At 68.2% G+C, this 17,198-nt stretch carries 15 protein-coding genes, 1 tRNA gene and 1 pseudogene; 6 read left to right on the top strand and 11 right to left on the bottom strand.

Annotated elements, in window-relative coordinates:
* Nucleotide 1: 1 nt before the first annotated feature.
* The 3 genes from HJG44_RS05630 to HJG44_RS05620 form a co-directional block, all read right to left on the bottom strand.
* Entirely contained in the window at nt 2-829 is an 828-nt protein-coding gene (locus HJG44_RS05630) for a tetratricopeptide repeat protein (protein WP_171217407.1), read from the bottom strand.
* Nucleotides 816-2,546, bottom strand: coding sequence for a dihydroxy-acid dehydratase (gene ilvD / locus HJG44_RS05625; RefSeq protein WP_171217406.1), 1,731 nt, complete (start codon nt 2,544-2,546; stop codon nt 816-818). Before ilvD ends, HJG44_RS05630 begins: the two co-directional genes overlap by 14 nt.
* A 295-nt stretch (nt 2,547-2,841) precedes the next feature.
* On the bottom strand, nt 2,842-3,687 hold the full coding sequence (locus HJG44_RS05620; RefSeq protein ID WP_171217405.1) for a protein-L-isoaspartate O-methyltransferase family protein: 846 nt from the start codon (nt 3,685-3,687) through the stop codon (nt 2,842-2,844).
* Nucleotides 3,688-3,900: 213 nt separating this feature from the next.
* Here HJG44_RS05620 and HJG44_RS05615 point away from each other — a divergent pair, with 213 nt between their 5' ends.
* The 3 genes from HJG44_RS05615 to HJG44_RS05605 all read left to right on the top strand — a co-directional run bounded on the left by HJG44_RS05615 (nt 3,901) and on the right by HJG44_RS05605 (nt 5,501).
* Nucleotides 3,901-4,179: a type II toxin-antitoxin system RelE/ParE family toxin gene (locus tag HJG44_RS05615; RefSeq protein ID WP_171218152.1), complete on the top strand. Its 279-nt coding sequence runs from the start codon at nt 3,901-3,903 to the stop codon at nt 4,177-4,179.
* Nucleotides 4,154-4,465 carry a HigA family addiction module antitoxin gene (locus HJG44_RS05610; RefSeq protein ID WP_171217404.1) on the top strand — a complete coding sequence of 104 codons (312 nt, stop codon included), beginning with the start codon at nt 4,154-4,156 and terminating at the stop codon, nt 4,463-4,465. Before HJG44_RS05615 ends, HJG44_RS05610 begins: the two co-directional genes overlap by 26 nt.
* Nucleotides 4,466-4,559: 94 nt before the next feature.
* Nucleotides 4,560-5,501 carry a helix-turn-helix domain-containing protein gene (locus HJG44_RS05605; RefSeq protein ID WP_171217403.1) on the top strand — a complete coding sequence of 314 codons (942 nt, stop codon included), beginning with the start codon at nt 4,560-4,562 and terminating at the stop codon, nt 5,499-5,501.
* 6 nt (nt 5,502-5,507) lie between these two features.
* On the opposite strand, the gene HJG44_RS05600 is transcribed toward HJG44_RS05605, so the two are convergent.
* Both HJG44_RS05600 and lipB read right to left on the bottom strand, forming a co-directional pair.
* Nucleotides 5,508-7,115, bottom strand: coding sequence for a carboxyl transferase domain-containing protein (locus tag HJG44_RS05600; protein WP_171217402.1), 1,608 nt, complete (start codon nt 7,113-7,115; stop codon nt 5,508-5,510).
* A 1,274-nt stretch (nt 7,116-8,389) separates the two neighbouring features.
* The gene (gene lipB, locus HJG44_RS05595) at nt 8,390-9,061 is read right to left on the bottom strand and encodes a lipoyl(octanoyl) transferase LipB (RefSeq protein ID WP_171217401.1); all 672 of its coding nucleotides are present in this window, start codon (nt 9,059-9,061) and stop codon (nt 8,390-8,392) included.
* 102 nt (nt 9,062-9,163) lie between these two features.
* Here lipB and HJG44_RS05590 point away from each other — a divergent pair, with 102 nt between their 5' ends.
* The 3 genes from HJG44_RS05590 (at nt 9,164) to HJG44_RS05580 (ending at nt 10,492) form a co-directional block, all read left to right on the top strand.
* The gene (locus tag HJG44_RS05590; RefSeq protein ID WP_171217400.1) at nt 9,164-9,484 is read left to right on the top strand and encodes a FliM/FliN family flagellar motor switch protein; all 321 of its coding nucleotides are present in this window, start codon (nt 9,164-9,166) and stop codon (nt 9,482-9,484) included.
* 80 nt (nt 9,485-9,564) lie between these two features.
* A tRNA-Leu gene (locus HJG44_RS05585) sits at nt 9,565-9,649 on the top strand.
* A 78-nt stretch (nt 9,650-9,727) separates the two neighbouring features.
* A complete protein-coding gene (locus tag HJG44_RS05580; protein WP_171217399.1) occupies nt 9,728-10,492 on the top strand; it encodes an enoyl-CoA hydratase-related protein in 765 nt (254 codons plus the stop codon).
* A 173-nt stretch (nt 10,493-10,665) separates the two neighbouring features.
* Here the strand turns inward: HJG44_RS05580 and HJG44_RS23555 are convergent.
* The 6 genes and pseudogenes from HJG44_RS23555 to HJG44_RS05550 all read right to left on the bottom strand — a co-directional run.
* A pseudogene (locus HJG44_RS23555) lies at nt 10,666-10,985 on the bottom strand (L,D-transpeptidase); the annotation flags it as partial.
* Entirely contained in the window at nt 10,986-11,372 is a 387-nt protein-coding gene (locus tag HJG44_RS24165) for a hypothetical protein (protein ID WP_171217398.1), read from the bottom strand.
* A gap of 185 nt (nt 11,373-11,557) precedes the next feature.
* Complete coding sequence (locus HJG44_RS05565; protein ID WP_171217397.1) at nt 11,558-12,274, bottom strand: response regulator; 717 nt, start codon at nt 12,272-12,274, stop codon at nt 11,558-11,560.
* A 6-nt stretch (nt 12,275-12,280) separates the two neighbouring features.
* A complete protein-coding gene (locus HJG44_RS05560; protein ID WP_171217396.1) occupies nt 12,281-14,023 on the bottom strand; it encodes an ATP-binding response regulator in 1,743 nt (580 codons plus the stop codon).
* The gene (locus HJG44_RS05555) at nt 14,016-16,070 is read right to left on the bottom strand and encodes a sensor histidine kinase (protein ID WP_171217395.1); all 2,055 of its coding nucleotides are present in this window, start codon (nt 16,068-16,070) and stop codon (nt 14,016-14,018) included. The genes HJG44_RS05560 and HJG44_RS05555 overlap by 8 nt, the downstream gene beginning before the upstream one ends.
* Nucleotides 16,071-16,073: 3 nt before the next feature.
* Nucleotides 16,074-17,051 (bottom strand): TRAP transporter substrate-binding protein, encoded by a 978-nt coding sequence (locus tag HJG44_RS05550; RefSeq protein WP_171217394.1) that lies wholly within the window; start codon nt 17,049-17,051, stop codon nt 16,074-16,076.
* Between the last annotated feature and the right edge of the window lie 147 nt (nt 17,052-17,198).

Here is a 17,198-nt window from a genome sequence, read left to right as displayed (position 1 = left end):
CTCAGCGGCGCTTGGCCTGATGACGCTCGAGGAAGGCGGTCGCGGTGCGCCGGTCCGTCTCGCTCGCCGATTCGAGCGCCTCCGCATGCATGGCCCAGATCCAGGCGTCGCGCTTCGGGTCGGCTGCCTCCTTGGCCAGCATCAGCCACATCAGGCCGCGCGCCCGTTCCCGCGGCACGCCCTGGCCGTTCACGAGCATCCTCCCGAGGAGCGCCTGCGCGCCGGCATGGCCCTTCTCGGCCGCGAGATTGAACCACCGCGCCGCCTGCCGCTCGTCGCGGTCCACCCCGCTTCCGTTCAGGTAGAGCTGCGCGAGGCTGTACTGCGCGTTGGGGTCGCCGAAATACGAGGCCGCGTAGAAATAGAGCTCGGCCGCCTTCTCCGGGTTGACGACCACGGAGGAGTTCTTGATCCCCTCCAGGAAATAGGTGCCGAGCGCGACGAAGGCGCTCGCCACGACGCCGGCCCGCGGCGAATCCGGCGCCTCGTCGGCGTTCTCGTCCGCGATGCGGGAGAAGTACTCGAAGGCCTTCAGGTCGTCGCGCGGAACGCCGTCGCCCTCCGCATACATGCGGCCGAGCTTCCAGGAGGCGAGCGCATAGCCCTGGTCGGCCGCATATTCGAGCGCCTTCACGGCGGCGATCTTGTCGCCCGCATTGTAGTTGCGGACGCCGGAGCGCAGCGCGTCCTTGGCCGAGGCATAGCCGTCCTGGGGGGCGGCCGCGCGCGGGCCGGGGCGGGGCCCCATGAAATCGCTCGCCCGGGCAGGCCCCGCCGCGGCCGCGGCGAGGCAGAGCAGCGACAGGAGAAGCGGCCTACATATCCGCATAGGTCGCGATGTCCTTAGCCCCGCCTGGATGCGTGACAGCGCCGTAGAGCGCGGACCCGACCCCCTGTGCGTATTTCCAGAGATAGCCCGAAAGCCGTGCGCGCTCGGGCGCCTTCCACTCGGCGCGGCGGCGGGCGAGCTCCTCGTCGGAGAGATCGACCGTGAGCGTGCCCTTGATCGCGTCGAGCGTGATCATGTCGCCGTCCCGCAGGAGCCCGATCGGCCCCCCGACCGCCGCCTCCGGCCCGACATGGCCGACGCAGAAGCCGCGGGTCGCGCCGGAGAAGCGCCCGTCCGTGATGAGCGCGACCTTGTCGCCCATGCCCTGGCCGTAGAGGGCGGCCGTGGTGGACAGCATCTCCCGCATCCCCGGCCCCCCTTTCGGGCCCTCGTAGCGGATCACGAGGACGTCGCCCTCCTTGTAGGTGCGCTTCGTGACCGCCTCGAAACAGGCCTCCTCGTTGTCGAAGACGCGGGCCGGGCCGGTGAAGACCTGCTTCTCCGGCGGCATGCCGGCGACCTTCACGATCGCGCCTTCCGGCGCGAGGTTGCCCTTCAGGCCGACGACGCCGCCGGTCGGCGTGATCGGGTCGTTCGCCGGGCGGACGACGTCCTGGGCCGGGTTCCACTCCACCTTGGCGAGGTTCTCGGCGATCGTGCGGCCGGTGACCGTGATGCAGTCGCCATGGAGGAAGCCGTGGTCGAGCAGCGTCTTCATCAGGAGCGGGATGCCGCCGACCTCGAACATGTCCTTGGCGACGTAGCGGCCGCCCGGCTTCAGGTCGGCGACATAGGGGGTGCGCTTGAAGATCTCGGCCACGTCGAAGAGCGTGAACTCGATCCCCGCCTCGTGGGCGATCGCCGGCAGGTGCAGCGCCGCGTTCGTCGAGCCGCCCGACGCCGCCACCACCGTCGCGGCGTTCTCCAGCGCCTTGCGGGTGACGATGTCGCGCGGGCGGATGCCCTTGGCGAGGAGATCGACCACCATCTCGCCGGCCGTGGCGCAGAACCGGTCGCGGATCTCGTAGGGAGCGGGCGCGCCGGCCGAATAGGGCAGCGCGAGGCCGATCGCCTCCGAGACCGTCGCCATCGTGTTGGCCGTGAACTGCGCCCCGCAGGCGCCGGCGGACGGGCAGGCGACCTGTTCGAGCTCGTCGAGGTCGTCGTCCGACATGTCGCCGACCGAGTGCTTGCCGACCGCCTCGAACAGGTCCTGCACGGTGACCGGCCGCCCGCGGAAGGAGCCCGGCAGGATCGAGCCGCCATAGATGAAGATGGACGGCACGTTGAGGCGCACCATCGCCATCATCATGCCCGGCAGGGACTTGTCGCAGCCGGCCATGCCGACGAGCGCGTCATAGGCGTGGCCGCGCATCGTCAGCTCGACGGAATCGGCGATCACCTCGCGGGACGGGAGCGAAGCCCGCATGCCGGCATGGCCCATGGCGATGCCGTCCGTGACCGTGATGGTGCAGAACTCGCGCGGCGTGCCGCCGGCGGCCGCGACGCCCTTCTTCACCGCCTGCGCCTGGCGCATGAGCGAGATGTTGCAGGGCGCCGCCTCGTTCCAGCAGGTCGCGACCCCGATGAGCGGTTGGTGGATCTGCTCCTTGGTCAGACCCATCGCATAGAGGTAGGAGCGGTGCGGAGCCCTCGCCGGTCCCTCGGTCACGTACCGGCTCGGCAGCTTCGACTTGTCGATCAAACGCGCGTCCATACCCGATCTCGCTCACACACACCGCTCAGCGGCAGATACGGCCGCTCCTAACACCCGCGCGACGGCGCAACGAGACTCGCGAAGAGCTTGGACCGACGGCCGGGGCCGCGGCTCGAGCCCCTCTCAAAGACGCTCTAAACCGTTGTGGGGTAACGACTTCTCGTGAGCCTCGACTGATCCCGGTTTATGGCGGGATCGGGGCGAAGCCTTGAGGGTTCCGCGGCGTGATCGGGATGTTTTCCCGATGTGGCAAAGCTACAACATACCTTCGGCCAAGGTGGCCCGCGCACCCGGCTCAGACGTCGCGCGAAGAGAACCAGACCTCGCCGTAGAGCGCGGTGGCGGTGTCGTCGGGCGGATGCTCCGCCGCGAGCCAGACCGAGCGGGTCTCGACCAGCGGCTGGGCCGGCTTGCCGCGGGCCCGCACGTCCCGCGCCTCCGCCCCGATGCAGCCGACGAAGGCGACGCTGCCATGGGTGCGCACGGCGAGCCCGCCGGGCTGGCGCCGCACGAGGAGCGTGCGCCCCTCGAAGGGCGAAGGCTGCCAGGGCATGACGAGGCGCCCGCCGGGCTCGAGGCAGCGCAGCCAGGCGGGATCCGGCGCGGCCGCGCCGGCGGACACGTAGACGACGTCCGCCTGCGGCAGCTCGGCCCCGACCGCGGAGACGGCGTGAACCCGGACCTGCGGCAGGGAGGACAGGTTGCGCCGCGCCAGCTCGGCGAGACGGGTCTCGATCTCGTAGGCCTTGATGCGCCCGCCCTCCCCGACGAGCTCGGCCAGGATCGCCGTGTAGTAGCCCGCCCCGATCCCGATCTGGATCACCGTCTCTCCCGGCCGCGGGTCGACCTCCGCCATCCAGGCGGCATGCAGCGAGGGCTGGCCGTTGTTGATGCCCTTGGCGCGGTCGAGCACGACGAGGACATCCTGGTAGAGCCGGGCCGGATCCGACGTCTCCTCGTCGAGGATGCCGCCGCCCGGCGAGAAGATGCGCCAGGGCGGCGGCGTCAGGTAGCTCTCGCGCGGCACGGCGGCGAAGGCCGCCTCCACCCGGGAATTCTCGAGCCCGTCCCGCCGGGCCCAGGCCATCGCGTCGGCCGCGTAGCGGGCCCGGATGGCGGCGAGATCCCGGCCTTCGCTCATCGCGGCACCATGGCGGCCGGCGGCGGCGGGACCTTGGGCTGACGGACGATGGTCGAGAAGGTCGAGCCGATCAGCCGGAGCAGCGCCGCCGCACGCCAGTTGATGCCGGAGGGAGATCGCCACCAGGACCGCATGAGCGGTCAACTTGGCGGGCGGCGGATGGGTTGCGGCGCGAGTTGCTGCCTCATAACGTCATGCGTTATAGTGTGGGCGATGATCGTCAGCTTCCGGGGCGCTGCCGAGGAGATCTGGGCGGGCCGCCGAAGTCGGCGGCTTCCCCCGGAGATTCAGGACACGGCGCTTCGCAAGCTACGCCTCATCAACAACGCGGCCCGGCTCGACGATTTGAAGGTGCCGCCCGGCAACCGCTTGGAGGCTCTGAAGGGCGACCGTGTGGGTCAACACTCGATCCGCATCAACGGCCAGTGGCGCGTTTGCTTCGTGTGGAAAGAGGGACATGCTCACGATGTCGAAATCGTCGACTACCACTGAGTTCCTGCGCAACCCGCATCCGGGCGAGATCCTCGCGGAGGAGTTCCTGAAGCCCATGGGCCTGTCCCAAACCGCCCTCGCCCGGGCGCTCGGCGTGCCGCCGCGCCGCATCAACGAGATCGTGCTGGGAAAGCGGTCGATCACGGCCGACACGGACCTGCGTCTCGCCCGCTATTTCGGCGTGTCGGAGGGGTTCTTCATGGGCCTCCAGCGCGACTACGAACTGATGGAGCGTCGCCGGGTGATCGGGGAGCAGTTGGAGGCGATCAGGCCGCGGGCGGCGTGAGATTCGCGAGCTGCGGTGTCGTCTTACAGCAGGACTCTTTTGTTGCTTGAAGCCAGCCTGCAGTGCGAATGTTCAGTGAACGACCGCCTCGCAGATGCCCACGCACACTCGCTTCTACGGCATTGGACTCAGGGACCTTCGGCTTGCACTTGGGTGCTCTCAGCTCGAGTTCTCCGAACTTACCGGGATCCCGAGGGCCAGCATAAGCAGGATCGAAAACGGTCAAGCCTGCACGCCGTCCCGGGCTTCACGTCTGTTTGACGCCATATGGAAGCTAGATGGGCTCAGGCACGTTCAGTTCAACTCGATTTTCGGTACCGATCCACCGGAATTGGACTTTCCCAAACCCGATATCAAATTCCTTCTTCTGAATGAGAAGGTCTATGTCGATCAAGGCGGCACTCAGCCGACTGATCCAGATCTCACCGCCAAACTGAAGAAGACACAAATCGAACTCGCTTCCGCCATCGGGGAGACGGCGGAGACGTTGAATGCATCTACTTCATTCAAATCAGCTATACGACTGTATATCCAATCCGTTTCCGGCAGCACAGATATTTTCCTGCTAGACTCGATATATCTAGCCTTGCGTACATATCTGAGATCCGAGCGCGACGCGCTCGATGAAATCAACATCGTCCTTCTTGGAAGGCTCTTCCACAACCACGTCCGCCTTCGCGAACAGTTTCCTGATTACGTCCTGTACAACGAGAGCTTGCGTACGACTGAAATCTCCAAAAATCTGACCAATGACGAGCTCGCAGACATAAGAGCGACCCTCGAAGAAGGCGCACGCAAAGACATCTTTGATCCGTCTGTATCTCTTGAAATCAACAAAACCACATCCACAGAGACTCAATCTCCCGAGATTGAACATCGAAATGATTATGACATACGGTCTCGCGTGTTAGCGCTTTACAAATTCATGAAAGAGACCGATCCATCAAAGGTCATGTCAAAACTGCAGGGATGGAAAGATCTCTCTGACAAGCTCCAGGACACAATCAACAAGATCCTAAGCACGATGCATTGGTGAGCCCTCTCACATCCTGAACACGCCGAACTTCGTCTCCGGGATCGGCGCGTTGAGCGCGGCGGAGAGGGCGAGCGAGAGCACGCGTCGCGTCTCGGAGGGCAGGATGATGCCGTCGTCCCAGAGCCGGGCGGTGGCGAAATAGGGGTTCGACTCGCGCTCGAACTGGTCCCGGATCGGCGCCTTGAACGCCTCCTCCTCCTCGGCCGGCCAGGAGCCGCCGGCGGCCTCGATATTGTCGCGCCGGACCTGGGCGAGGACGGAAGCCGCCTGCTCGGAGCCCATCAGCGCCACACGCGCATTCGGCCAGGTGAACAGGAAGCGCGGCGAATAGGCCCGGCCGCACATGCCGTAATTCCCCGCCCCGTAGGAGCCGCCGACGACCAGCGTCAGCTTCGGCACGCGCGCGGTCGAGACGGCGGTCACGAGCTTGGCGCCGTTCTTGGCGATCCCGCCCGCCTCGTAGTCGCGCCCGACCATGAAGCCCGAGATGTTCTGCAGGAACAGGAGCGGGATGCGGCGCTGGCAGCAGAGCTCGATGAAATGCGCGCCCTTCTGGGCGCTTTCCGAATAGAGGATGCCGTTATTGCCGATGATGCCGACCGGCATGCCGCCGAGCCGGGCGAAGCCGGTGACGAGCGTCGTACCGAAGAGGCGCTTGAACTCGTCGAATTCCGAGCCGTCGACGAGCCGCGCGATCACCTCGCGGATGTCGTACTGCTTCTTCAGGTCGGTCGGGACGAGCGCCTCGATCTCGGAGGCGTCGTAGCGCGGCGCGAGCGCCGGCTCGATGTCGATCTCCGGCCGCTTCACCGTGTTCAGCGTGCCGACGATGCGGCGCAGGATTGCGAGCGCGTGGACGTCGTCGGTCGCGTAATGGTCGGCGACGCCGGAGAGCCGCGCATGGACGTCGGCGCCGCCCAGATCCTCGGCGGAGACGACCTCTCCCGTCGCGGCCTTCACGAGCGGCGGGCCGCCCAGGAAGATCGTGCCCTGCTTGCGCACGATGATCGCCTCGTCCGACATCGCCGGCACATAGGCGCCGCCCGCCGTGCAGGAGCCCATGACGCAGGCGATCTGCGGGATCCCCTCCGCCGACATCGTCGCCTGGTTGTAGAAGATGCGGCCGAAATGCTCCCGGTCCGGGAAGACCTCCGGCCATTCGGGCAGGTTGGCGCCGCCCGAATCGACCAGGTAGAGGCAGGGCAGCCGGTTCTCGCGGGCGATCTCCTGCGCCCGCAGATGCTTCTTCACCGTCATCGGGAAGTAGGTGCCGCCCTTGATGGTCGCGTCGTTGCAGACGATCACGACCTCGCGGCCCATCACGCGGCCGATCCCGGTGATCACCCCGGCCGCATGGATGTCGCCGTCATACATGCCGTTCGCGGCGAGCGGCGACAGCTCCAGGAAGGGCGAGCCGGGATCGAGCAGCCGCTGCACGCGGTCGCGCGGCAGCAGCTTTCCGCGGGCGAGGTGCCGGTCGCGGGCGCGCTTCGGCCCGCCCTGCCCGGCCGCCGCGCGCTTCGCCAGCAGCTCTTCGCGCAAGGCCGCCCAGGATTCGCGGTTCGCCTTGGCCGCGTCCGACACGAGATCGGCCGAGGACTGGATGACGGGCATGCGCTCTCCCTGACGCGTCTTGCCTGCGGCTTATCGTGCGCGGCTGGGACGGGCAAATGCCATCCGCCGCCGGCCGCGGCTTCGCCGAGATACCCGGTCGTCGCCTTGCGCTTCGCCCGGGGCGCTCCCTCGCTGTCATTCCTGGCCGGAGGGGAGGGAATCCAGGAGGTTCGCGCTTTGGCTAGGGTGTCTGGATCCCCTTCCCGGCCCTTTGGGCCGCCGGGGATGACACGCGCAACTGTCATTCCCGGCCGGAGGCGGCGGAGCCGCCGGAGGGGAAGGGAATCCAGAGGCGTCGCGCAGCGGGTAGGTTTCCTGGATCCCCTTCCCGCCTGCTGCGCAGGCGCCGGGGATGACACCGAGGGCTTCCCGGAACCTGCACGCTACCGAAGAGGACGTGGTGCCGGCGTCTCCACTGTCATTCCCGGCCGGAGCAGCGCGTCAGCGCTGCGAAGGGGAAGGGAATCCAGGGACGTCGTCCGCGGTGGGAGGTGTGCTGGATCCCCTTCCCGGCCCTGCGGGCCGCCGGGGATGACGGTGGAGCCGCCTTTCCCGCCTGCTGCCCGAGCGCCGGGGATGACATGCGGCTTGACATTTATAGGAATATAGTCTAGATCGGCTTCGTCCTCTTCGCCGAGGGGCGCTCTCGCGAGGCGTCAACAGAGCGGAAGAGCTTGAGTGGGCCGGAATGGGCGAGAGCCCAGGCCGGCTGACGCGGCGCCTGCGGGCGGGTTTCGCGAACCCGCACTCGGGAAGCCGGACCAGCGCCGCCCTCCGGGTAATACGGCCCGGGCGCCAGTGCAGCATGGCTAGTGTTCTCTCGTCCGGCAACGGGCGAGGGGGCGGAAGAGCGGCAGGTCCGGTCCAAAATCGCCGCCCGTGCCGGGGCAACCCGGACGCGGTCAGGGCTCCCTTCGTGGATGGCCGGGACAAGCCCGGCCATGACGCGGAGAGGGTTCCGGATCGCGGGGACGCCGAAAGGCTCCTCTATAAAATTGATCGAGCGTTTCGGCGTCCCACGCCCCTCGACCAATTCACCCGCTCTTTGAACCGCCGAGACACCAGACCCCGGGCCGGGGAAGGACGGCGCGTGCCTGCTCGTGCCCCCCTCTCCCCTTGCGGGAGAGGTCGAGTCGACCGCGGCAGCGGGCGACCGGGTGAGGGGTCACCCCTCATCCGTCGTCGCGGAGCCTGTCGCCGGGCCGGCCAGAGGCCGAACCCGATGGCGCCGAAACGTTCTCCCGCAGGGGGAGAGGGAAACGCACTCTTCCGCTTCACTCCCGCTCGGTCGGCCCGAACACCTCCTCGAAGGCGGCGCGGAGCGCGACATCCGCATCCGCCATCGTCACCGGCAGACCGAGATCGACGAGGCTCGTCACCCCGTGCTGCGTCACCCCGCATGGCACGATGCCGGAGAAATGCGTCAGGTCCGGCTCGACGTTCAGGCTGACGCCGTGGAACGTGACCCAGCGGCGGACGCGAATCCCGATCGCGGCGATCTTGTCCTCGACGCCCTCGCCCTTGTCCGGACGCCGCACCCAGACGCCGACGCGATCCTCCCGGCGCTCGCCGCGGATGTTGAAGGCCTCGAGCGTCAGGATCAGCCATGCTTCGAGCGCCGCCACGAAGCGGCGCAGGTCCGGCGTCCGCCGGTTCAGGTCGAGCATCACATAGGCCACGCGCTGGCCCGGGCCGTGATAGGTATATTGCCCGCCGCGCCCGCTGCGGAAGACGGGGAAACGGTCCGGCTCGACGAGATCGGCGTCCCGCGCCGAGGTGCCGGCCGTATAGAGCGGGGGATGCTCGAGCAGCCAGACGAGCTCGGGCGCCCTCCCCTCCGCGATCGCCGCGACGCGCGCGTCCATGAACGCGAGCGCCTCCTCGTAGGGCACGGGCCCGTCCGCGACCCGCCACGCGACGGGCGGGGAGCCCGCGGCGGCCGGCATCGCGGCGCCGAGTCGGTCCCGCTCGTTTACCGGAGCTTCACCCTGTTTCGGTGACATCGTCCTCGGAAGCACGCGACGGAGTTCGCGAGGGGCCAAGCACAGGTGACCGAGCTCGACAACCTGCATGTTGACCTGACCGTGCGGCTCGGCACCACCAGCATGCCGCTGCACCAGCTCCTGAAGCTCGGGCGTGGCGCGATCGTCGAGCTCGACGGCAGCGACGCGGAGATCGTCGACATCCTGGTCAACGGCCACCCGATCGCCCGCGGCAACGTTGTCGTGACGGGCCGCGCGATCTCCGTCCGGGTGACCGAGATGGTCCGCAAGGAGGCCGTGATCCGGAAGGCCGGCACCCGGATCGGCGGTGCGGCCGCCCCGCCCCTCCCGGCCCCCGCGCAAGCGGCGGCGGCTGCGGCCGCATAGTCGCCGGACCGGGCTTGTTCGGCCGGATTCGATCTGTTACCAGCGCGGCTCCGGCGAGGCCCTCGGGCCTCGTTTCCGTTGCGGCCGTGGCGGAATTGGTAGACGCGCTAGCTTGAGGTGCTAGTTGGGAGACCAGTGGAGGTTCGAGTCCTCTCGGCCGCACCACCTTCCTGAATCAGGAACGGGCTATCCGAGCGAGGCCGCTGCCGGCTTCGACCCGATCCGGACGGGAGCCGACCGAACATGACCGAGCATGTCGCCCTCACGCGCGAGGACGGGGGCGTCCTGCTCGTCCGGCTCGCCCGCCCCGAGAAGAAGAACGCGCTCACCGGCGCGATGTACGAGGCCATGACCGTGGCGCTCGCGGAAGCCGACGCCGACGAGGGGATCGGCGCGGTGGTGCTCGCGGGCTCCGGCGGCGTGTTCACGGCCGGCAACGATCTCGGCGATTTCCTCGCCGTCGCCCAGGGCGCGGTAGGCGACCTGCCCGCCTCGCGCTTCATCCGCCAGCTCGCCCGGACGGAGACGCCGCTCGTGGCCGCCGTCGAAGGGCTCGCAATCGGCGTCGGGACGACGCTCACCTTCCACTGCGACCTGGTCTATGCGGCTCCGGACGCGCTCTTCCGGATGCCCTTCGTCGATCTCGGCCTCGTGCCAGAGGCGGGGTCGAGCCATCTGCTGCCGCGGCGGATCGGGCTCGCGAAGGCGACCGAGCTGCTGATGCTCGGCGAGGCCTACGACGCGGCCGAGGCGCTCCGGCTCGGGCTGGTCAACGCGGTCGTCCCAACCGATCGGATCCTCCCGCATGCGCTTATGCAGGCGGCCCGGATCGCCGCGAAGCCGCGTGCGGCGGTCGCGGCAACGCGCAGGCTGATCCGCGGAGACGGCGCCGAGCTCGCCCGGGCCATGGAGAACGAGCTGCGGGCTTTCCGGGAAGCGCTCGTCTCGCCGGAAGCCCGCCAGGCTTTCGAGGCTTTTCTCGCGAAGGCCGGAACAGCGCGCCGCTGATCCGCGTTGCTGTCGAAGGCCGGAACAGATCAGGCGAACATCACCATCAGCGTGATCGTCGCAAGAGTCGACGCAAAGAAACCGGCGAGCCTGGTGGCGAGCCCCATGGTGTTCGGGACCGCCTCGGCCTTCGGCATCTCCATCTGCAGGCTCCGATAAGTCAGGTTGCTGCTTTAGCGCAGAACAACCACTTTGGTTCCGACGGAAACGCGGCGGTAGAGATCGACCACATCCTCGTTGAGCATGCGGATACAGCCGGAGGAAACGGCCTGCCGATCGAGTCGGGCTCGTTCGAGCCGTGGATGCGGTAGAGCGAGCCGCCGAGATAGAGCGCCCGCGCGCCGAGCGGATTGTCGATGCTGCCCTTCATGAAGCGCGGGAGATCCGGGCGGCGCTTCAGCATGGCGGCCGGCGGCGTCCAGTCGGGCCATTCCTGCTTGGCCGTGACGGTCCTCACGCCGGACCACTCGAAGCCGGGACGCCCCACGCCGATTCAGCGGGAGGCGAGCGCCTTGACTTCGCCGTCCCGGATGAGGCTCGAGACATTGCCCGGGGCGCGCAGTTCGACGGTGCGGGCGGGGGAGGCGTCGAAGTTCGGCGCGCAATCGGCCGGCACCAGGAGCCAGGCCGCATCGGTACAGCGCACGTCCTCGCGCGTCCGGACCCGGTCGGTCTTGCCGGTCCGGTTCACCTCGACCGTCGCGAGCGCCCGCGGATCGATCGAGGCAAGCGCGACGGAAGCCGCGGCACTGTCGCCGGCGCGGTCATGGAAGATCTTGCCCGACGGCGCGGGAACACGCTGCTCGGGACCCGAGAAGCCCGTCACGAGGCCGGCGGACAGAAGGGCGCTGATGCCCGCGAGCTTGAGGGTGGTGATCACGCGAGCCTCCATCGGCGGCCCTTCCGGCCTTGTTCGACGGACACCCTTCTAAGCGTGGCCTTTTTCAGCGCTCTTGCGCGACGGCGGGATCAGGTTTCGGCAACGGCCCGGTTTGTTTCGGACCGCAGGCACCGGCGCAACAATCCGCCGGTGGGATGCCAGGCGAGGCGCCGCACCTCGCAGGGTCAGCGCTCGCGGCCCTCGGGCGAAAACAGGTAGCCCGCTCCGCGGACCGTCTGGATGATGCGCGGCTGGCCGGGATCGGGCTCGATCTTGCGGCGGATGCGCGTGATCCGGACGTCGATGGCACGGTCGAACGGCTCGTCGTCCCGAGCGCTCGCCAGGTCGAGCAGGCGCTCGCGCGTCAGCACCCGCTGCGGATTCTCTGCAAAGGCCTTCAGCAGGCTGAACTCGGAGGCCGTGAGCGGGTGAATGGTATCCTCGTCGTCGCGAAGGTGGTGCGCGTCGAGGTCGAGCCATTTCGTGCCGAACCGGACACGGCGGTTCTTCTGGCCGGGTGCCGCCTCGGCCTGCACGCTCCGGCGCAAGACGGACCGGATGCGAGCCACGAGCTCGCGCAGCTCGCAGGGCTTGGCGACATAGTCGTCCGCCCCGATCTCGAGACCGACGACCCGGTCGATCGGGCTCGCGGTCGCGGTCAGCATGATCACGGGGGCCCCGTTCTGGCGCTTCAGGTCGCGCACGATCGAGAGCCCGTCCTCCTCGGGCATGTTGAGATCGAGCACGATCAGGTCGGGACTTGCGGCCTTCAGCTCGCGCCGAAGGCTGGCGCCTCCGTCGCAGAGCGTGACGGTGAAGCCGTGCATCTTGAGATAGTCGCCCACCATCTCGCGGGCGGGAGCCTCGTCGTCCACGACCATGATGTGGGGGTTCGCAGCCATCGCGGTCTACTCCGCATCCGGAATGGAGATGGTGAAGGTGGCCCCCTGCCCCGGGCCGGGGCTCTGGGCCGAGATGCGGCCGCGGTGCAGGTCGATGATGCGCTTGGCGATCGAGAGGCCGAGCCCGGTCGAGCTCTCGCCCGCCGTGGGCTTCGCCGAGAGACGCTGGAAACGTCCGAAGACGCGGCCGACATCCTCGGGCGAAAGGCCCTGGCCGTTGTCCTGCACCTGCACCACCGAATCGGTGCCCTCCCGCGCGAGCGTGATCCTGACCAGGCCTTCGCGCGGGCTGTACTTGATGGCGTTCGACACGAGGTTGTCCACCGCCTCCCAGAGCCGGTCCTGGTCGCCGCAGGTCATCAATGCCTCGGGCCCGAGGACCGCGACCGTCTGCTCCTTGCGCTCGGCAAGCGGCCGGTTCGCCTCCACGACATCCGCCACCAGCGCGGCAAGATCGAGCGGCTCGCGCCGGACCGTGATGTCGAGCGCATCGTTCATCGCGTCCGAGATGAGGGAATCGACCATCCCGGTCAGGCGCTTCGCCGAATCGCGGATATGCCGGATCTGGTCGCGGATCTGGCTCTCCGGGGCGGGCTGCATCACGAGCAGGTCGGAGAGCATTTCCGAGCGCCCCATGATCACGCCGAGCGGGTTCTTCAGGTCGTGCGCGATGGTGCCCAAGATCTCGGTCTTGAAGCGATTGGCGCGGCGCAGCTCGGCGGTCTGGGCGGAGAGCCGGCGGTTCGTGCTCTTCAGCTCGGCCGTGCGCTTCAGAACGCGCTCCTCGAGACGGAGATTCGCATCCTGGAGCTGCTGGTAGAGGATCACGTTGTCGAACGCGATCGAGAGACGGCTGGAGAACACCTCGACCAGCGCGCGGTTCGTCTCGGAGAGCGTCTTCGCCGCTTCCAGCACGACGATCACCTCGCGCCCGCTTCCCGTTCGGACGTAGAGGACCGAGCGGCGATCGACGAATTCGTGCGAGCGGCGCTCGCAGGCCTGGCGCACGACGTCCCGGAGCTCGCGCTCGCTGTCGAACTCCTCCTCGTGTTCCATGAAGCGCCGATAGCAGCCCGAGCCTGCGAGGATCGAATAATGCTCCCGGTCCGTGCCGTCCTCCCGCAGCACCAGGATGCCCGCGCAGTCGACCTCCAGAAGCGAGGCGAGTTGCGTCAGCACGCCCTCCGCCAGACGCTGCATGGAGCGGAAGTCGAACAGGGTCGACGCCGCTTCGATGATGATCTCGAGACCGCGGCGAGTCTCGACCATGCGCTGCAGCTGCTGGTAGCTGCGCAGGGCGGCCGTCATGCTCGTGAAGAGCTTGTCGGCGGTGAGTTCCGTCTTGGCCTTGTAGTCGTTGATGTCGTAATCGACGATCACGCGGCGCTCGGGGGCTTGGCCGGGCTGTCCCGTGCGCAGGATGATGCGGACCGTCTCGTTGCGGAGCTCGTTCCGGATGTAGCCGACGAGGTCGAGACCCGCCGTCTCCGTCTCCATCACGACATCGAGGAGCACGACCGCGATGTCGGGATGCTCGGCCAGCAGCTTGCGCCCTTCACGCGCCGAGTGCGCCGAGAGGATGTCGAGGCCCTGGCCGCCGAGCTGGTAGTCGTACAGGGCGAAGCGCGTGCCCTCATGCACGGCCGGATCGTCGTCGATGACGGCGACCTTCCAGGCGGGCATCGGCTCGGCCGAGGAGGCCGGCTCCGCATCGTCGAGGAAGGAGATCAGCTCGTCTGCGTCAGACATTCCCGGCCTCTGCCCGCACCGTCTCGCTTCTGGAGGTCTCGCCGGGGGCGACGAGCGGAAGCACGATCAGGAAGGTCGTGCCGAGCCCCGGGCTGGAGGACAGGACGATCCGTCCGCCGAGCCGGGCCGTCACGAGGTTATAGACGATGTGCAGGCCGAGTCCCGTGCCTCCCGAGCCTCGGCGGGTCGTGAAGAACGGGTCGAAGGCGCAGCGCTGCACCTCCTCGCTCATCCCCTGCCCGTCGTCGCGGAACAGGATCTCCACCTCGTCGCGGCCGCGCCGGCGCGCGGAGACCGAGATGGTCCCGCCCTGCCGCCCATCGAAAGCATGGTGCAGCGAGTTCAGGAACAGGTTCGTGAGGATCTGTCCGAGGGGCCCCGGATAGGAGTCCATCTGGATCCCGGGCGGGACCTCGACCAGGAGCTGCACGTCCGAGGTCTTCAGGGTCGGCCGGAGGCTCGCGAGGATCTGTTCCACGGCCTGGCCGAGGTCGAAGCTCCGCCGCTCGGCCTGGCTTCGGTCGACCGCGACCTGCTTGAAGGACTGCACGAGCTCGCCGGCCCGCATCAGGTTCGCGACCAGTTGCTTGGCGGCCGTCGCCGTGGACCGGGTGAACTCCTCCAGCCGCGAACGCCGGATCTGGCCTGAGGCGACCTCGCCGGCGAAGTCATCGCAGCGCCGGGCCAGGCTGGAGGCGACAGTCAGGCTGATGCCGACCGGATTGTTGACCTCATGCGCCACGCCGGCCACAAGCCCGCCCAGCGCGGCAAGCTTCTCGGCCTCGATCAGGCTCGTCTGGGTCGCGCGCAGCTCGGCGAGCGCCGTCTCGGCGCTCTCCTTCGCCTGGCGGAGATCCTCCTCCGCGCGGCGCTTCGCAATGGCGTTCTCGCGGAAGACTTCCACCGCGCGTGCCATCTCGCCAATCTCGTCGCCCGCCGTGAGGCCGCTGACCCGGCGATCGTAGTTGCCGGACGCGATGGCGAGCATCGCGTTCCGAAGATCGGCGAGCGGCTCGCTGATGCTCTTGGCAATCTGAATGCCCATGAGGACGACGAGGACCACGAAGGCGAGCGCGAGGAGGCTGAGCCGCACGGCCACGTCCTCCAGCGTCTGGTCGAAGCGGCGCTGGGCCGATTGCTCCAGGGCGTGGATCCCGCCCGTCAGGTTGTCGATCGCGGCCGACATCGCGTCCGCATTCTCGTCGATCGCCTCTCGAAGGAGCCGGGCCTGCTTGGCAAACGCATCCTGCAGCTCGTCGATGCCGTTTTCGAAAAGATCGGCCCGCTGCTCCAGCTCGAGAAGCGCCTTGCGCTGGATCTCGTCCCCGCCCGATAGGTCCGCCATGATCGGGGCCGTGCGCTTGATCACCTTGGCGTAGGATTTCGCCTCGCGCGCGGCGGACGCCGTATCCGACAGGTAGAAGGCGTTCGCGGCGAGCACCATGGCATTGTAGGCCTCGCGTGACTTGCTCAGGGCTGGCCAGACCAGCGAGGTCGGATCGGTGGTGGCGTTCGTGACGAGGCCGTACAGGCCCGCCATGTCCCGCGAGGGGCGGAGGACCTTGTTCTCGTAGATCAGCGAGATGGCCGCGCGGGTATCCCGCAGCTGGTCGAAACCCGCGATGAAGCGCTCCGTGATCGCCGCGAGCGGCCTGCTCGCCTCGGTCAGGAGTGGGTCGAGCCGGGCCTGGACCCTGAGCTGGCTGATGAGCGTCTCGCGGATGTCGATGATCTTGGCGTGAACGTCAGGGTCGCTCTGGGCGAAGTAGCGATGGATCAGGCTCTGCAGACGCTCGGCGTCGCTGTCGAGCGAGCGGAGGAAACGCTCGGACTGGCGCACGCGCCGCAGGTCCGACCAAGCGTCTCCGAGCACGCGCGCGCCGTTCCAGATGAGCCCGAGCAGGAGGAGAGCGACGGCCGAGTTGAACACCGCGATGGCCAGAATGCGCCAGCGGATCGGCGACCGGCGCACGACACGCTCCAGCACCGCGGAGGTCCGCTGCTCGGGACCGGCATCGAGGGCGAGGAGCTCCGGACGCGCGAGCATGGGTCAGCGCACCGCCTGGATGCGATCTGCCAGCGCCTGCAGGCGCGGATCGGCGAGATGCTTCTCCCGCACGGGCCGGGTTGCCGCCTCGAAAGCGGCACGGTCCACCTCCGTGATGACGGAGGTTCCGGCCCCAAGCTCGCGCATCTCGCGCTCGTAGGCATCCCAGCGGGCCTGCATGAACCGGCTCGATTCGCGCGCGGCCTCCCTGAAGATCGCCTGATCCTCCGGCGAGAGCGCATCGAAGCTCTTCGCCGACATGACCAGTATCTCCGGCGCCATCACGTGCTCGGTCAGGGCGACGTAGCGGGCGACCGAGCTGTGGCCCGTCGAGACATAGGAGGGCCAGTTGTTCTCGGCGCCGTCGATCAGCTTCATCTGGAGAGCTGCGAGGACCTGCCCGTAGGAGAGCTTGACGGGCCGAGCGCCGAGGGCCCGCACGAGATCCTCCATCACTTCGGAGGCCTGGACGCGGATGGTAAGGCCGTGCAAGTCCGCGGGCGTCCTGACGGGACGGACCTCATTGTATACCGATCGGGCGCCCGAAGCGTAGAAGGCGAGGCCAACGAGCCCGGCGGCCCGGAAGCTCTCCAGGATCTCCTCGCCGATCGGGCCCTGCAGAACCCGGTCGAGATGCTCCCGCGAGCGGAACAGGAAGGGCAGCACAAGCACCTGCGTCATCGGCGACAGGTGCCCGAGCGGGGTCACGTTCACCCGGTTGATGTCGATTGCGCCGGCGCGGGTCTGCTCGATCGTGTCCTTCTCTTCCCCGAGCTGCCGGGAATGGAAGACCTGGATTCTATGGCGGCTGCCGGTCCGCTCGCGCACGAGCCGGTCCATCAACTGCAGCGCCTGGACCGTGGGGTAGCTTTCGACCTGGTTGTCGGCGGCCCGGAAGGTGCGTGCCTCGGCCAGGCTCGCGCAGAGGCAAGCCGCGGCAGCGGCTGCGACGATCCGGAGCCTGTCTCGCAACCTCTGCAAGGCCTGCCCTTCCCCCGGGACGTTCTGTTGCGATCCTACGCCAATCCCGAAGACGGACGCCAGCGCGCGGCCGGGGACTGCCCGGCCGGAGAGGCCTCCTAAGCGCCGCCTGTTTCAGACGAATTGCGCGGACGCTGGCCGCGCTGG

Origin of the sequence: Enterovirga aerilata (assembly GCF_013044135.1) — a bacterium.
Taxonomy (GTDB): Bacteria; Pseudomonadota; Alphaproteobacteria; order Rhizobiales; family Beijerinckiaceae; genus Enterovirga; species Enterovirga aerilata.
Note: the sequence above shows the minus strand (reverse complement) of the source record. Positions and strands in the feature narration are given on the sequence as shown.

Excerpts from the sequence above, each read along its gene's own strand:
- HJG44_RS05620 (WP_171217405.1), bottom strand. The coding sequence starts at position 3,687 with ATGAGCGAAGGCCGGGATCTCGCCGCCATCCGGGCCCGCTACGCGGCC.
- HJG44_RS05580 (WP_171217399.1), top strand. The coding sequence starts at position 9,728 with ATGACCGAGCATGTCGCCCTCACGCGCGAGGACGGGGGCGTCCTGCTC.
- HJG44_RS05610 (WP_171217404.1), top strand. The coding sequence starts at position 4,154 with ATGTCGAAATCGTCGACTACCACTGAGTTCCTGCGCAACCCGCATCCG.
- HJG44_RS05555 (WP_171217395.1), bottom strand. The coding sequence starts at position 16,070 with ATGCTCGCGCGTCCGGAGCTCCTCGCCCTCGATGCCGGTCCCGAGCAG.
- HJG44_RS05615 (WP_171218152.1), top strand. The coding sequence starts at position 3,901 with ATGATCGTCAGCTTCCGGGGCGCTGCCGAGGAGATCTGGGCGGGCCGC.
- HJG44_RS05605 (WP_171217403.1), top strand. The coding sequence starts at position 4,560 with ATGCCCACGCACACTCGCTTCTACGGCATTGGACTCAGGGACCTTCGG.
- HJG44_RS05600 (WP_171217402.1), bottom strand. The coding sequence starts at position 7,115 with ATGCCCGTCATCCAGTCCTCGGCCGATCTCGTGTCGGACGCGGCCAAG.
- HJG44_RS05630 (WP_171217407.1), bottom strand. The coding sequence starts at position 829 with ATGCGGATATGTAGGCCGCTTCTCCTGTCGCTGCTCTGCCTCGCCGCG.
- HJG44_RS05560 (WP_171217396.1), bottom strand. The coding sequence starts at position 14,023 with ATGTCTGACGCAGACGAGCTGATCTCCTTCCTCGACGATGCGGAGCCG.
- HJG44_RS05565 (WP_171217397.1), bottom strand. The coding sequence starts at position 12,274 with ATGGCTGCGAACCCCCACATCATGGTCGTGGACGACGAGGCTCCCGCC.
- lipB (WP_171217401.1), bottom strand. The coding sequence starts at position 9,061 with ATGCCGGCCGCCGCGGGCTCCCCGCCCGTCGCGTGGCGGGTCGCGGAC.
- ilvD (WP_171217406.1), bottom strand. The coding sequence starts at position 2,546 with ATGGACGCGCGTTTGATCGACAAGTCGAAGCTGCCGAGCCGGTACGTG.